The organism is Deltaproteobacteria bacterium (assembly GCA_020848905.1).
Taxonomy (GTDB): Bacteria; Myxococcota_A; Polyangia.
Map to the genome: position 1 here is coordinate 185,780 of JADLHG010000042.1, position 14,404 is coordinate 200,183.

A 14,404-nucleotide genomic window follows, 5' to 3' on the forward strand; every position below is an offset into this window, starting at 1 on the left:
GTGTGACGGATACACGCTGCCGTGCGCGGCTTGGTCACTCGGCGTGAACGGGGGGAGGCCTGCAGGAGGCGCCGTAGACGCCTCCCTTGACGCAGCCGTCGAAGCCCATCTTCCGGCAGTCGATGCGTTTCCGGTAGCCGTCGATGCACACCACCAGGTTGTCCCCGTCGCAGTTGTCGAAGTCGGAATCCACCGAGCACTCCTTGCCCGACGGAACGCAGAGCGCCGACTCGCGCGCGCAGGTCTTGTGACCGAAGACCTTGCTGCAATCGGTCTTGGAGACGTAGCCCTCGGTACACTTCACGACGGTGCTTCCCTGGCACTCGGACGCGAACTCCTGACAGCTGACGCCCGTCCCCTCGCAGACGGCGGACTTCCCGTCCCGGCACTGCAGCCCGGCCTCGGGGCAATCGCTGATCTGGATGGCCCCGCCCACGCACTCGAAGCGCTTCGAGTCGCGACACTCGGCCTTGCTCTTGGCCGGATCGCAGGCTCCCCCCCCGCAGATGGCTGCCTTGCCGGAGCTGTTGGTGCTTACGCCGCACTTCAGCCCGCCCTTCGCGCAGTCGATGGCCTGCTCGGCCCGCGCGATGAGGTCGCAGTTGCGTGCCACCTCCCCGTCGCAGCGCGCGACGTAGGTGGCATCGCACGGGGCCGAACGCGCCGCGTAGCCCGCGCAGGGCCTGATCTTCGTGCAATCCGCTCCCGCCTGGTTGGCGCACCGGTACGCGTTCTCGTAGAGGCGTCGCTGCCCGAAGAGGATGTACCGCTTGTGAAAGTCGTTGATGCAGTCCCCGAGGCGCGCGGTGCGCTGCACCCCGCAGGCGTTCAGGCGGATGCAGGCCTCGATCGCCTCTTGCGAGCTGAAAGGCACCGCGACGGCATCGGTGCCACCGTCGTTGCCGGTGCCACCGCCGTTCCCCGAGCACCCGAGGAGGAGCAGCGAGCAAGCCAGCGCGAGAACCGAGGAGAGGCGCGCGGAGCGCCAGGAAATCGGCGTCATGGGGCTCGATGCTTACAACGCGATTCGCCTTTTCGCTAGCGACAAAATCGAGCTACGTTCGACCGATGAAACGCGTCGCCGCGGTGTCGCTGATCCTCTGCATCTGCGTCGCGCTGATGCTGAAGTTCTGGGTCGTCGAGCTCCCGCAGGTGACCGGCCAGGACATGGCTCCCACGATCATGCGCGGAGACCGACTGTGGGTGTATCGGCTGGACCGGAAGCCCGTGCGAGGGGCGCTGGTGCTTCTCGAGCACCCCTCTGGGCCGCAGCTTCTCATCCGGCGGGTGGTCGGACTGCCCGGAGAATCCGTCGCCGTGACCCGCGAGACACCGGTGGTGGGAGGCACGCCCGCCCAGCGCGCGGTGGTGGGCGACCTCGAGCTCCAGGACGAAGGGGCCGGACAAGCCGTCCACGTGAAGCTGCGACGCGTAAGGGAGACGGTCGGTGACACCACCTACGAAGTAGCCAAGGATCCGCGACGCCGCTCCGTGGACGTGAAGGCCGTGACCTTGCGCGGAAGCTACTTCGTCCTGGCAGACAATCGGAATCACGGGACCGACAGTCGAACCTTCGGCCCAGTGCCCGAGGCCAAGATCCTAGGGATCGTCACCCGCCGGGTGAGCGCAGGCGCTCCGAGCGCCCCCGGAGAGGCCCCGAGGGCCGGCTGCGCCCCTCTGTCCCCGTGAGTCGACGGTCCTCGCCCTCAGGTCGCGCGACGAAGGTACTCTTCGAGGGGAGCGCGGGAATCGGGGGGGAGATCCAGAAACCGCACGCCTGCCCCGCGGCTGCCGCGCCATACCAGGAGCCCCTCCACGAGGCACATGCGCACCCGACGCGGGTCGAGCAGCGGGACCGGGACGAAGAGCTTGAGGCTCCCACAGGTCGGGACCGGGTGGTCCCCCCGCAGGCGTAAGCCCCCCGCGCTGATTTCCTCGACGACGTCGTTATGGACGCGGCCACCGTGCAGGTACTGAATCGGACGTCCCAACGAGACGCGTCGCGTGCGACGGCGTTCAGCCTCGCGAGCGGGCACGGAGGGGAGGTTCTCTGCGACAGACATGGGGCAGCGCTCCAAAGATTGCAGACGCCCCACGGGCTCGGTCAGCATGGAGCTGCAGTGCGTCAGCGAGCGCCTATACCCGACCTCGAACCTATTGTCCACCTGCAATGATTCCGCGCCACGTCGCGCGTGGTTGACAGGGTCCCGTCGCGTGCGGTATGGGCTTCTCCGTCGCCGATAGCGGCGCGCCACCCTAGCTCAGTCGGTAGAGCAACGGTTTCGTAAACCGTAGGTCACCGGTTCAAGTCCGGTGGGTGGCTCCACCCCCCGTCGAGCGTTCCCACGGCTGGCCACAGCCTCAGCGTTGCCTCGTCCTGATACCTGCCCGCTCCGCGGAAGAGCCCGTCCGTCGGGAAATTCGCGCGGCTGTCTCCTGACTGCTAGCATCGGGTCGCGATGCGACGCCTCCCGCTTCCCGGTTGGGTTCTGGCCGGCTCGGTGACGGTATTCGCCCTGAGCTGGCTCCTCGCCCCGGGCCACACGCTCTCCGGCCTCCGCAGGGTCACAGGGGCCCCCGCCACGCCGCGCTCCCCCCGGGTGCCTCCGGTCGTCCGGTACGCGCCCCCGCCGAGCGCCAGCGCGGAAGATCCTGCACCCCAGGAAGCGCGGATCTATGGGTTTCTCCGCACCCACCGGGTCGCTCTCACCTTCGACGACGGGCCCCACCCTGTCCAGACGACTCGCCTGCTCGGGATCCTCGAGCGCTTCGGTGCCACGGGGGCGTTCTTCGTCAACGGCTACTGGCTGGAGCAAGGACGGCCCGACGCCGAGGCCAGCCGAGCCGTCCTGCAGAGGGCCCACGCGGCCGGCCACGTGATCGGGAACCACACCTACAGCCACGTCCCCCTGCACCGCCTCTCCCCGGACGAGCAGACCTGGCAGATCGTGGCCAACGAGGTGCTCATCAGCAGCATCATCGGCGAGCGTCCCACACTCTTCCGTCCCCCCTACGGAAGCATGACCCGCCACGCGACACGCGTGCTCGCCCAGTACGGCTACGTGGATGCCCGCTGGAACGCGGCGGCAGTCGACGAGGAGGTGCGCAGTGCACGTTCCATCGCCGACACGCTCCTCGCCTGGCTCCGGGCCAACCGCGGTGGAATCGTCCTGCTCCACGATCGGCTCCCGCACTCCGTGGGTGCAGTCGAACTCCTCCTTCGCGCCCTGGACGACGAGAACTGCGCCCGACTGTCCCGCTCCGAGCCCACCTTCCAGGTCGTCTCCCTTGACTCCTTCCGTCGCGGAGCCGCACAATCGCTCGCCCTGGCTGACCAGGCGGCCACGGAGCGGCAGCGACACGGCGAGCGACTGAGAAAGCTCTGCCCCCGCTGAATTGCGCCGCTTCCCGGATTCGCTGGGCTGCCTTGGCCACCGGAGAGGGCTGCGTTCGAGAGAGGGCGTTCGAGGTCGATGGTTCGTCACGGACCGCTGGAGATGGGAGACACCGACCCCGAGCTGCGCAAGCCACCCGAGCTTGCCGACGGTGCGGGGCTGCACGCCTTGCGCGCTCGGTTCGTCGGGCGTGGGGACGCCTTGCACCAGCTTCGCCAGCTCTTCGCCCTCACCCGGGAGGCCCGCAAGCTGAGCTTCGTCACCCTGGTCGGGGAACCGGGCGCGGGCAAGTCCCGGCTCGCCGACGAGTTCGCTCGCTCGATCCGAGCCAGCGTGCCCGATGCCCGCGTGCTGGCCGGCGCCGCCGACAGTCCCGCAGGCCCCAGCTACGAGGCAGTGATCGGCCTGCTCGCCGCTCGCTTCGGCCTCGCGCAGGACGAGCCTCCCGAGGACGCGCGCCGCAAGATCCAATCCGCCGTGGAGGAGCGAGTGCCCGCCCGCCTCCACCCCGAGGTCACCCAGCTCCTCGCGCACCTCCTCGGCTTGCCCCTAGACGAGAGCCCCGTCGTGGAGAGGTTGGCGCAGCTCCCGGGTCAGCTCGAGGTGCGAACCTTCGTGGCCGTCCGACGCTTCTTCGAGTGCGACGCGCAACACGGACCGCTCGTCCTCTACGTAGACGGCATGGAACGCGCCGGCACCGAGACCGTGAACCTGGTCCACTACCTGGCGGACGGGCTCGGCGACTGTCCGGTGATGATCCTGGCCACCGCGCGCCCGACCTTGTTCCGGCGCCACCCGCACTGGGGCCAGGGCGATTTCCCGCACCACCGCGTGGAGCTCGAGCCCCTGCGACCGATGGAGGCGCAGGCCCTCTTCTGCGAGCTGGTTCCCCTCGGGTCGCTGCCAGAAGAGCTGCTCCAGGTGGCGCGCGATCGCCTGCGCGGCAGCCCGCGCGCCATTTACGAATTTGCGCACTATTTGATCGAGGGCGGGGTCCTGGTCCCCGGCCGCGAATGGACGCTCGCCCCGGCACGGCTCGCGGGCATCTCGCTACCCCGAAGCCACGAGGAGATCCTCCGCGCGCGCCTGCAGGCCCTGCCGGAACGGCACCGCGCGGCCCTGGAGAAGGCCGCCGCCGTCGGCGAGGTCTTCTGGCTCGACGCGGTAGTGGCGCTCGTACGCGCCGCGGCGCTCACCCCCTCGGCCCCCGACGGCCCCTCCCTGGAGGAGATCGCCGCCGCCGGGGACCGGAGCCGCGCCGAGGTCGCCGACCTGCTGGGCGACCTCTGCGAGCGCGGCCTGCTCTCCCCCTGTGGCCAGAGCAGCATCGCGGGCGAAACAGAATACCGATTCGCATATCCCCCCATCTGGGACCTGGCCTACGAGCTCCTGCAGGAGCCTGATCGACGGCGCTACCACCGCCTCGTGGCCCAGTGGCTCGAGCTCCGCCCCGAGGGGCGGGAGGAAGCGCGCCAGGAGCTCGTGGGGCGCCACCTGCAACGGGCCGGCGACGGGCCCAGCGCCGCTGCGCGCTACCGCCGCGCCGCCGACGCCGCTCGCAAACGCTACTTCAATCACAAAGCGATCCGGCTCTACGAGCGCGCCCTCGCCTGCGCGGGCGAAGGGGACGTGGCCAGCCGGCTGCACCTCTGGCACGACCTCGGCAGCGTCTACCAGCTGAAGGGGGACGTCGACGGAGCCCTCGACGCGTTCGAACGCATGATGCGGCTGAGCTGGGTCGTCGCCAGCCGCTCGAAGGCCGCCGTGGCGTTCAACAAGATCGGTCGGCTATGGCGTCAAAAGGGCAATCTAGAACTGTCGCTCCAATATCTAGAGCGCGGCCTCGAGATGTTTCGCCAGGCGGAGGATCACCGGGGCGTGGCCACCAGCCTCGATGACATCGGGCAGGTCTATTGGCTGCTCGGACGCTACGAGGACGCGCTGGATCGGAGCGCGAAGTCGCTCGAGATGCGCCGCCAGCTTGGCGACCGCCGCTCCATCGCGGTCTCGCTCTCCAATATCGGCAACATCGAAAAGAACCGTGGGCTCCTCGACGAGGCGAACTCCTGCTACCAGGAGGCGCTGCGCCTGCAGCAGGAAGTGGGCGATCGCTACGGCCAGGTCGTATCGCTCAACAACCTGGGGGCGCTGGCCTTCGAGAAGGGACGCCTCGAGGAGGCGCGGGACAAGTGGGAAGACGCGCTCGCCGAGGCCGAGCAGATCGGCGCCCTCCCCCTGCAGGTCATCCTGCTCAACAACCTCGGCGAGACCGCCATGCGCCTCGGCAAGCTGCCCGACGCGCGGCAGCGCTTGCAGAAGGCCGTGTCGCTCGCGGCCGAGACGGAGGAACAGCGGGTCTACATCGAAGTGCTGCGCAACCTGGGCATGGTCGAACTCCAGGAGGGGAACCGGGAGAAGGCCAAGAAGTATTGCGAGGAGTGCCTGACCATGGCCAACAACGCGCAACTCCCGGAGCTGATCGGAAAGGCGCACCTCGCGCTCGGCGAGGTTCACGCGGCCACGCTCTTCGACGCGTCAGTACCGAGCAGCGACGCCAGCAGCGCCGACGTGTACTTCCTCCGCGCCGTCGGCGTCTTTCGAGAGATGCGAAACGAGGGGGAGCTGGCCAAGGCGCTCAAGCGACTCGGAGAGTACCTCGTCGAGCGCGGCCAGATCCCCGAGGCCCGAACGACGCTCGCCGAGGCGGCCGAGCTGCTCGAGAAACTGGGGCTGGCCGAGGGCGCGAGCGTGCGAAAGATGGTAGGCGAGCTCGCCCCGTAGGGGATGCGGGAACGCGGTCGAGCCGACCGTACGATCAGCTCCCGTTGAGGATCGCCTCCAGGGCGAGGCGCGCTGCCCCCTGCTCGGCTTCCTTCTTCGAATGCCCCTCGGCACGCGCCACCATTTGGTCCCCCACGAACACCCCGACGGTGAAGACCTTGGCGTGGTCCGGGCCCCGCTCCTCCAGAACCTCGTAGCGCGGGACCTGCTGGACCTGCCCTTGCGCCACCTCTTGAAGCCGCGTCTTGTGGTCTCCGTCGAGCTCGCCGCCTACGGCACGCTCGATCAGGTGGCCGAGGAGCGCCCGCACCACCCGCGCCGCCACCTCGAAGCCTCCGTCGAGGTGCACGGCGCCGACCACCGCTTCGAAGGCATCCGCCAGAATCGAGGTCTTTCGGCGGCCCCCCGTCTGCTCTTCGCCGCGCCCCAGACGGAGGTAGTCACCGACAGCCAGAGCCTCGGCCGCACGGGCCAGGCTCGCTTCGCTCACCACCATGGCGCGCAACTTCGAGAGCTGCCCCTCGCGCGCCGTAGGCAGGTGCTCCATCAGGAACTGGCCGACCACCAGATCCACCACCGCGTCGCCGAGGAATTCGAGGCGTTCGTTGTGGGCGTCGCGCGTCCCGGTCCCTTCATTCACGTGAGACCGGTGCGTCAGCGCCTGCTCGAGGAGCGCTGGATCACGGAAGACGTAGCCGAGCCGCTCTTCGAGCGGGCCGAGACGACGTAGGACATCGTCGGTCATCGCGCGCCCGGCGGCCGAGGGGGCTCCACAACACGACAACTCATGATAAAGTGAGCTGTTCTTGCACGTTCCTGGCCATGGTGACTCAGATCAAGACGCTCGGCAAGTACCACATCCTCGAGCGACTCGTCACGAGTCCGCTGGCGGAGGTCTACAAGGTCAAGACCGTCGGTATCGCGGGCTTCGAGAAGCTGCAGGTCCTCAAGCGGGTCACGCCTCGCTACTGCGCCCAGCCGGAGTTCGTCCGCGCCTTCATCGACGAAGCGAAGATCTCGTTCACGCTCAACCATCGCAATATAGAACAGGTGTTCGAATTCGGGCGCCTGGAGAACGAGCTGTTCGTCGCCACGGAATACATCCCGGGGGTCAACCTGGAGGAGGTCCTCCACCAGGCGCAGGAGCAGCGCTGGACCGCCCCGGTCGGCCTCGTCTGCTACCTGATGGGGGAGGTGGCCGCCGGACTCGACTACGCCCACCGCAAGACGGATCAAGGGGGGCGCGCCGTAGGTCTCATTCACTGCGACCTCGGCCCGCACAACATCGCCTGCTCGTTCGAGGGTTCGGTGAAGATCCTCGAGTTCGGCAGCGCGCGCGCCGCGTGGCAGACCGTGCCCGCCGCCGACCGGCCGCGCACCCTCCCTCGGTATCTCTCCCCCGAGCAGGTGCGAGGGGAACCGCTGACGCCCGCCACGGACATTTTCAGCTTCGGGGTCATCCTCTGGGAGGCTCTGACCGGGCGACCGCTCTTCGACGGCGACACGATCGAGACCGTGCTCCAGAACGTGCTGTACGCCTCGATCCCTCCGCCGGACGCGGTCAACGAGGAGGTGCCCCCTCCGCTCACCGAGCTGACCGTGGCGTGCCTCGAGCGACGGGTCGAGCGGCGGCCCGCGAGCGCGAACGAGCTGCAGCTCAAACTGCATCGAATCCAGCGCGACGTCGGCGCGGTGATCGGCTCGCGCGCGCTGTCGTCCTTCTTGCAGCAGCTCTTCCCCGAGCACAACGAGACGCGCGACGTGCGGCAGGTCTCCGCGCGCCGACGTAGCGCGCCGCCGCGGCCGCCGCCGCCGAGCTCGCGGGTCCCCGACCTCCTCGACGCCGCGGCCGAGCTCGCCCAACCGCCGAATCCCCCGCCCCTGCCCGTGAGCGACCGTCTGACTCCGGAGGCGACGCAGCGCCCGCGGGGACGGAGCGAAGCGGCCGTGCAGGCCCGCCGGCGGCGCACGACGGAGGAGGCTCGGGTCGCGGGGCTCCTTCGATCCACGCGGTACCCAGACGACGACCCAGCACCGGCGCGCAGCGGCGGCGGCCGCCCGGCGAGCCGCGGTGCCAGCGAAGGACCCCGACCCGGATCCGCAGCGTCGAGCCAGGAGAAGACACCGAGCATCTTCCCGCCCGAAGGCTCGGTGAGTCACGACGTCTCGCTCACCGGACTCGACGGGCCACGGACGGGCTCCAGCTCCCGCCTCGAGGGCTCGCGCACCGGGTCGCGAACTGGACTCGACGCTCCCCCCACGGCAAGCGAGCCGGCTCTCGCTGCGGAACCGTCCGAAGCCCCCGCGACGCTTGACGGTCCCCGGACAGACGGAGGGCGCTCCTCGCGCGAAGACCTGGAGGCTCTCGCCAAGGCCACGCAACCGGATGCCCCCCCCGTCTCCGGCGCCTCGCCGCCCGCGCCGGACCCCCTCGGCACGCCTAGCCCCACCCTGCTCGCGCAGCCGCTCGGCGAGAAGAAGCGCTTCATTGCGGTGGCTCTCCGCTTCGACGGCCTCACGGCCCCCTCGTCCGAGGCGCTTCAGCTGATCGCGGACATCGCCTACAAGCTCGAGGGCCTCCTCCACGACCACGACGGACAATGGGTCGTTGCGCTCTTCGGCCTCCCCGTGGCCGACGAGCACGACATCGTGGCGGCGGTACGGTTCGTCCACGACGTCCGGGACGCGCTGGAACACCTCTACCAGGCGGGCAACGACACCTGGCCGGGACAGGACGCGGGCGGCCACTCCCACCCCGCCGTACGCGCCGCATTGCGAGCGGGCACGGCGCGCATCACCTCCGGCACCGACGGGGGTAGCTACCAGGTCCTCGGCAACACGATCGAGGACACCCTCGCTCTGGCGGAGCACGCGGCGCGTAGCGCCATCTACCTGACCGGTGCCGCCGCGCGCCTCGCTGCGCAGCACTACCGCGTCGGCGAGGCCCCGTCCTTCGAGCGGCGGGGAAAGTCGACCCGATGCCATCGACTGCTCGGGCCCCGAAGCGGAGCCTCCGAGAAGCGACAGGCTAGCGACGCGCTCGTCGGTCGCGAGATGGAGATCAAAGCCATCCGGGGAGCGTGGCGCGAGTGCGCGGTGCAGCACGATCAACGGACCGTGCTCGTAGTCGGCGAACCCGGGGTGGGCAAGACCAGCCTCGTCGACGACTTCCTCCAGCGCCACGTCGGTGAGGCCCGCGTACTCTATGCGGCAGGACGCCCGCACCGACGGGCCTCGCCGTACGCCCTCGTCATCGATCTCCTCGGAAGCCTGACCGGCACCCCGAATGCGAGCAGCACTCGCGGGAAGGCACGCGCGCTCGACGGCCTGCGGGGCCTGCTGAGCGGCGAGGACGAGCGGCTGCGCGACGAGACGCTCGAGATCCTGTCGGCGGTGCTGCAGCCCGGTGCCGGGACCGTCGCGGACTCCGGCATCGGCTTCAGCGGCCGGCGGGTCTACGAGGCCGTGCGCCTGGTCCTGAATCGCGTCGCGCGCCTCGCACCCCTCGTGGTCGCCATCGAAGACCTGCACTGGGCCGACGGGTCGAGCCTCGACTGCGTCCGTTCACTGGTCGAGCGGGGGGAGGATGCGACGGGGCAGCTACTCTTTCTCGTCTCGGCACGACCGGAAGAGGGGTTCGATCACGCGGCGTGGAACGGCTTCCCGCAGCTCTCCACGGTGGTATTGCACGAGCTGGACCAGGGCGACCGGCAACGCCTGATCGGTGACGAACTCGGAGAAGGCGTCGGGGACAAGCTGCGCCAGGAGGTCGAGCGGCGCGCCGGAGGCAATCCCTTCTACATCCGCGAGCTGTGCCGCGCGCTCGCCGAGTCGCCACCTGCGGGGGCAGCCGAGATCCCGGCGACGATTCGCGGCGTGATCGCGAGTCGGGTCGACCGGCTGCCGAGCGACGTCAAACTCGTGCTGCAACACGCGACGGTAATCGGACCCAGCTTTCGCGAGGGGATCCTCACCCAACTCCTCGCGCGCAATCCCGCCCGCGCGCTCGGGCTGCTCCGCAACCGGCGCATCCTCGCGCCGGGCGTGAGCGCCGTCGGTGCGCCCGCGGTGGGGCTCGGGGTCAGCGAGCAATTCGAGCGCACCTGGACCTTCCGACACGTTCTCGTGCAGGAAGTGGTTTACGACTCGCTCAGCAGCGTAGACCGCCGCGCCCTGCACCAGCGGGTCTCCGAGATCCTTCGACGACGCGCCAGCCGCGGCTTCGTCGACCCCCCGCTCGAGCTCGCGCGGCACCTGGAGCTGGCGGGGCTAGCGCGCGAGGCCGGCGAGCACTACCTCCGCGCGGCGCACGAGGCCGCGGCCACCTACGCCCACGAGGAGGCCCTCGAGCTCTTCGGGCGGGCGCTGCGCCTGGCCGAGGGGAACCCAGCGCTCCAGTTCGAGGCCCTCGCGGGGCGCGAGCGGATCCACGGCCGTCTGGCCCAGCACGACCAGCAAGCCCTGGACCTCGACGCCCTCCGGCGCCTCTGCGGCGACGACCCGGCACGGGTGAGCGAGGTGCGCACGCGCGAGGCGGTGTTCCTCCTGCGCGGCGGCGAGCTCTACCGGGCGCTCGAGTGCGCCGAACGTGCCGAGGAGGCTGCCGGTCGCGCCGGCGACGAGCTGCTGCGCGGCGAGGCCTTGCGCCTGCGGGGCGAGGCCTACGGCCGACTGAACGACCACGGGCGCGCCATCGACGCCGCATCGCGCGCCCTGGCCATCTTCGAAGGCGCGAACGCGCCCGCGCATCAGGTTCGGGCCCGCTTGGGCCTCGGACGCATCTGCCTGATGCAGGCGCGGTACGACGACGCCCTGCAGCACTACGACCCCGCGCTCGAGCTCATCAAGCAGACGGGGGACCGCTGGCAGGAGCACCTCCTGCGCAACAACCTGGCCGTGGTCTACGCCTGTCGGGGGGACTTCTCGCGCGCCATAGACGAAGCGATGTACAGCCTCCGGCTCTGTCAGCAGTTCGGCGACCGGGCGCGGGAGGGAGACAACGCCTCCGTGCTCGGCATCGTCCACCTGGCCATCGGCATGCACGAGAGCGCGAGGCAGTACCTCGAGGACGCGCTCGCCATCCATCGAGAGACGGCGTCCCCCTGGGGCGAGGCGGACACTCTGGTCTACGCCGGCCTGCTCGAGACGGCCGAAGGGAACTACTCGAGGGCGCTCGAGCTCCTCGAGCAGGCACGAGGCCTCGCCGAGCCGATGGGGGCCCGCTACATCACCGTCGCGGCCCGCAACGCCATCGCCTGGACCTTGTGCGATCGCAATCAACCCGGTGACGCCGCCAAGGCGGTAGACGAGGCCACCGAGGCCTTCGAGACGGCGCGCCAGGCGCAGATCGTCGTGGGCGAAATCCCGGGACTCAGCCGGGCGGCGCGCGGCACGGCGCTCCTCGGCAACCTGGAGGCCGCGCGGGCGCTCTCGCGGCGGGCGGTGGAGCTCCTCGACGAGCAGCGGTTGATCGAGGGCGCCGAGGAAGAGATCCACTACACGCACTACCGGATCCTGCGGGCCCTCGGCGAGGCGGGCGCCGGCGAGTGGCTCGAACGGGCGCACTCCACCTATCTGACGAAGATGGCGGCGCTCGAGGACCCGGAGGCTCGCCAGGCCTTCAGCGAGCGGGTGCGGCTCAACGTGGCCATCCGGCGCGACTACTTGAAGAACTGGGAGACGCTGACCGGCAGCACGATCGACCGCACCGAGGAGCGGGTCGTCTGACCGGCACCTCGACGTCGATGCCTCATCGCGCGTCCTCTCCACCGCTCTCGAGGAAGGAGACGATGGCCGTCTTGATCGCGCCGAGTTGCTTCTGCGTCAGGCCGCACTCCTCGAACTGGCCGGCCGAGAAGAGCGCCAGCACCTCGCGCTCCACGAGGGCAACGATCCCGTCCCCGGCTGCACGAGGAGTGCTCGCCGCGCGCTCCACGCGGTTGGCGATCATCACGACGGCCGCCTCTACGCTCTGCGGCTTCGGTCCAGGGTAGCGGAAGAGGGCCGGGTCGACGACGGCGCCGCGGGAGGCTGCCTCCGCCTCCGCTACGTCCCGCTCCGCGGCCAGCTCGAGCGTGCCGTGATGCTGCGTGATGAAGGCCCGCACGTCCGGCGGGAGGCGATGCTCCGTGGCCAGGCGCAGGCCCCCCACGACGTGCGATAGCTCAGCGCGCGCCACCCCGGCCGCCGCCTCCGCCGCCGCCACGGCACCCCCAGGTTCGAGCCGTCCAATGTCGTGGTAGAGAGCCCCCACGCGCACCAGAGCGCGGTCGGCGAAGATGGCCTCCGCGGCGCGGTCGGCGAGATTGACCACCCGAAGGGTGTGCGCGAACGTCTCGGGCGCTTTTTCGCGCAGGCGCCGAAGCAGCGGCCGGTCGTAATCCGCGAGCGCGCGCAACGCTCCTCTCGAGCTCTGCCCGAGCCAACGCTGGACGAAGGGCAGCGCGAGCAAGGCCACCACGCCCGAAAGGAGGCCGCCCGCGAAGGCCTGCGCGGCAGACCAGTGCTCCGCGTACGTCGAGCCGCCAGCCGTCATGGCGGAGGTCGCCTCGAAGGCGGCCATCTGCGCGAGACCCACCAGCACCCCGGCCGCCAGCGTCGCGCTTCGACGCCGACGCCGCACCACCAGCGCCCCCGCGAGTCCCCCCGAGGCAGCGACCACCATCGTCGTGAGGTCGAAGACGTGGGTAACCGCGAGGCCAACAGCCATGGTGATGGCCACCACCATGGCAGGAAGCCGACCCACCACCGCGGCGATGATGAGCGGCAGGGCGGCCTGCGGAACCATCGCCGCGTGCACCGGCGCGTAGGCGAGCAAGACGGTCCCGGCGGAGCTCAGCAGGAGCAGCCCCGCATAGGTCAACGTCTCGGCGCGGTAGCCCTCGAAGGGGGGTGGGAAGACCTCCCGCGCGGCGACGGCGAAGACGAGCAGCAGCGCGCCCAGGAGGGCGACCCGCGCGAGCACGGCCCGTCGCTCCGCTACCGCGCCCCCCGAAGCGGCCGCGAGTGCGCGCAGCCCGTAGAAGGCCCGGCTGTCCACCACGGCACCGCGCCGAACGAGCACCTCGCCCCGCCGGATGAGGACGACCTTCAGGCCCGTGACCTGCGAGATGTCGACGATGAACTTCTCGTTCTCGCGGGCGTAGGTCAGATTCGGGGGGAGGCGCTGGAGAATGAAGTCCAGCATCTCCTTGCGCGGTCGCTCGGCGATCTTGAAGAAGAACTGCCGGCCGCTGCGCTCTAGCGCCGGCCGTAACACGGAGAATCGGTGCAGCCCGGACACGGGCCGCGTGACGTAGAGCCCCGACCAGAAGATGCGAATTTCGTCCTTCTCGTTGGGGAACTCCGTGTCGGCCACCACGCCCGCCTTGAAATAGGGCTCGAGCAGGTCGAAGAAGCCTCTCAACATGGCTTCGAGCTCGCGGCGACGCTCCGCCTGGGTCCGGGTGGCTGACTCTTCCTCCGCTTCGTCAGCGCCTTCGCCCTCCCCGGCCACCGGCGCGACGGCTCCGCGCTCCGCACCGGCATCCGTCGAGGGCTGCCCCTCCTCCGCTCCCCCTTCGGCCGCTGCGGGGGGCCACCGCCAGCTCGAGAGCGGACGCGTCAGAGCGGCCGCGATGATGCGTTCTCGTGCCTGGTACAGGAGCTGGTTGTCCTTGTTGTAGATCGGGACGTAGCTCTCCTTGGCGGCTTGGGCCTCCTTCTCGTAGCTCTCGTGGAGATCGAAAACAGCGTCGGTAGACGCCCGGACCACGTAGCGCGCGACGCTCCCCTTCTCGAGCGCGCGCGGCGCGTAGACGCGATCGAGGAGCCAATCTCCTCCGGCGATCGTGGCAGCCGCCACGAGCGGAAGGAGCCAGCGCACGAGCGACATGAGCGGCGCGCCGAGACGTCGATCTGACCGAGGACTCCAGGGGATCATGGGGCGACTGCGCGCGGACGCGCTCCACCGCGCCCCACGCCGCCCGCACGGCCTTGCGCGGAAAGCGAGGCGCGGGGACCTAGAACCTCATCCCGTGGCGCGCGCGGAACTTCAGCCAGTCCCACGCAGCCCAGCCGGAGAGCCCGACGCCGATGAGTCCGATCGGCCACGCCCCCACGGCCACCAGCGCCACGCCTGCGGCAGCCGTGCCCGCCGCTACTGCGCCCTTCCGTCGTGCCTTCTTCTGCACCGGGGTCGTCGCGCTCATGGTGTCTCTCTCCTGCTCGAATCATGACACGCGACCCGT

Annotated in this window: 9 protein-coding genes and 1 tRNA gene; 5 read left to right on the forward strand and 5 right to left on the reverse strand. The window is 70.0% G+C overall.

Annotated features, from left to right (window positions below; all coding sequences use genetic code 11):
• Window positions 1-34: 34 nt before the first annotated feature.
• Window positions 35-1,003, reverse strand: a complete 969-nt coding sequence (locus IT371_17925) for a hypothetical protein (protein MCC6749549.1) — start codon at window positions 1,001-1,003, stop codon at window positions 35-37.
• Window positions 1,004-1,068: 65 nt separating this feature from the next.
• Here IT371_17925 and lepB point away from each other — a divergent pair, with 65 nt between their 5' ends.
• Window positions 1,069-1,689, forward strand: coding sequence for a signal peptidase I (gene lepB / locus IT371_17930; protein ID MCC6749550.1), 621 nt, complete (start codon window positions 1,069-1,071; stop codon window positions 1,687-1,689).
• A gap of 17 nt (window positions 1,690-1,706) precedes the next feature.
• Here lepB and IT371_17935 read toward each other — a convergent pair whose 3' ends face one another.
• Window positions 1,707-2,063, reverse strand: coding sequence for a PilZ domain-containing protein (locus IT371_17935; GenBank protein ID MCC6749551.1), 357 nt, complete (start codon window positions 2,061-2,063; stop codon window positions 1,707-1,709).
• Between the two features lie 187 nt (window positions 2,064-2,250).
• Here IT371_17935 and IT371_17940 point away from each other — a divergent pair.
• The 3 genes from IT371_17940 to IT371_17950 all read left to right on the forward strand — a co-directional run bounded on the left by IT371_17940 (window position 2,251) and on the right by IT371_17950 (window position 6,176).
• Window positions 2,251-2,326 (forward strand) — tRNA-Thr (locus IT371_17940).
• 133 nt (window positions 2,327-2,459) lie between these two features.
• The gene (locus tag IT371_17945) at window positions 2,460-3,395 is read left to right on the forward strand and encodes a polysaccharide deacetylase family protein (protein ID MCC6749552.1); all 936 of its coding nucleotides are present in this window, start codon (window positions 2,460-2,462) and stop codon (window positions 3,393-3,395) included.
• 78 nt (window positions 3,396-3,473) lie between these two features.
• Window positions 3,474-6,176 carry a tetratricopeptide repeat protein gene (locus IT371_17950; protein ID MCC6749553.1) on the forward strand — a complete coding sequence of 901 codons (2,703 nt, stop codon included), beginning with the start codon at window positions 3,474-3,476 and terminating at the stop codon, window positions 6,174-6,176.
• Between the two features lie 34 nt (window positions 6,177-6,210).
• Here IT371_17950 and rnc read toward each other — a convergent pair whose 3' ends face one another.
• Window positions 6,211-6,921 carry a ribonuclease III gene (gene rnc / locus IT371_17955; protein MCC6749554.1) on the reverse strand — a complete coding sequence of 237 codons (711 nt, stop codon included), beginning with the start codon at window positions 6,919-6,921 and terminating at the stop codon, window positions 6,211-6,213.
• 77 nt (window positions 6,922-6,998) lie between these two features.
• Between rnc and IT371_17960 the strand changes: the two genes are divergently transcribed.
• On the forward strand, window positions 6,999-11,903 hold the full coding sequence (locus IT371_17960; protein MCC6749555.1) for an AAA family ATPase: 4,905 nt from the start codon (window positions 6,999-7,001) through the stop codon (window positions 11,901-11,903).
• 22 nt (window positions 11,904-11,925) lie between these two features.
• On the opposite strand, the gene IT371_17965 is transcribed toward IT371_17960, so the two are convergent.
• Both IT371_17965 and IT371_17970 read right to left on the reverse strand, forming a co-directional pair.
• Entirely contained in the window at window positions 11,926-14,097 is a 2,172-nt protein-coding gene (locus tag IT371_17965; GenBank protein MCC6749556.1) for an HDIG domain-containing protein, read from the reverse strand.
• A 79-nt stretch (window positions 14,098-14,176) separates the two neighbouring features.
• Window positions 14,177-14,365, reverse strand: a complete 189-nt coding sequence (locus tag IT371_17970) for a hypothetical protein (GenBank protein MCC6749557.1) — start codon at window positions 14,363-14,365, stop codon at window positions 14,177-14,179.
• Window positions 14,366-14,404: the final 39 nt, after the last annotated feature.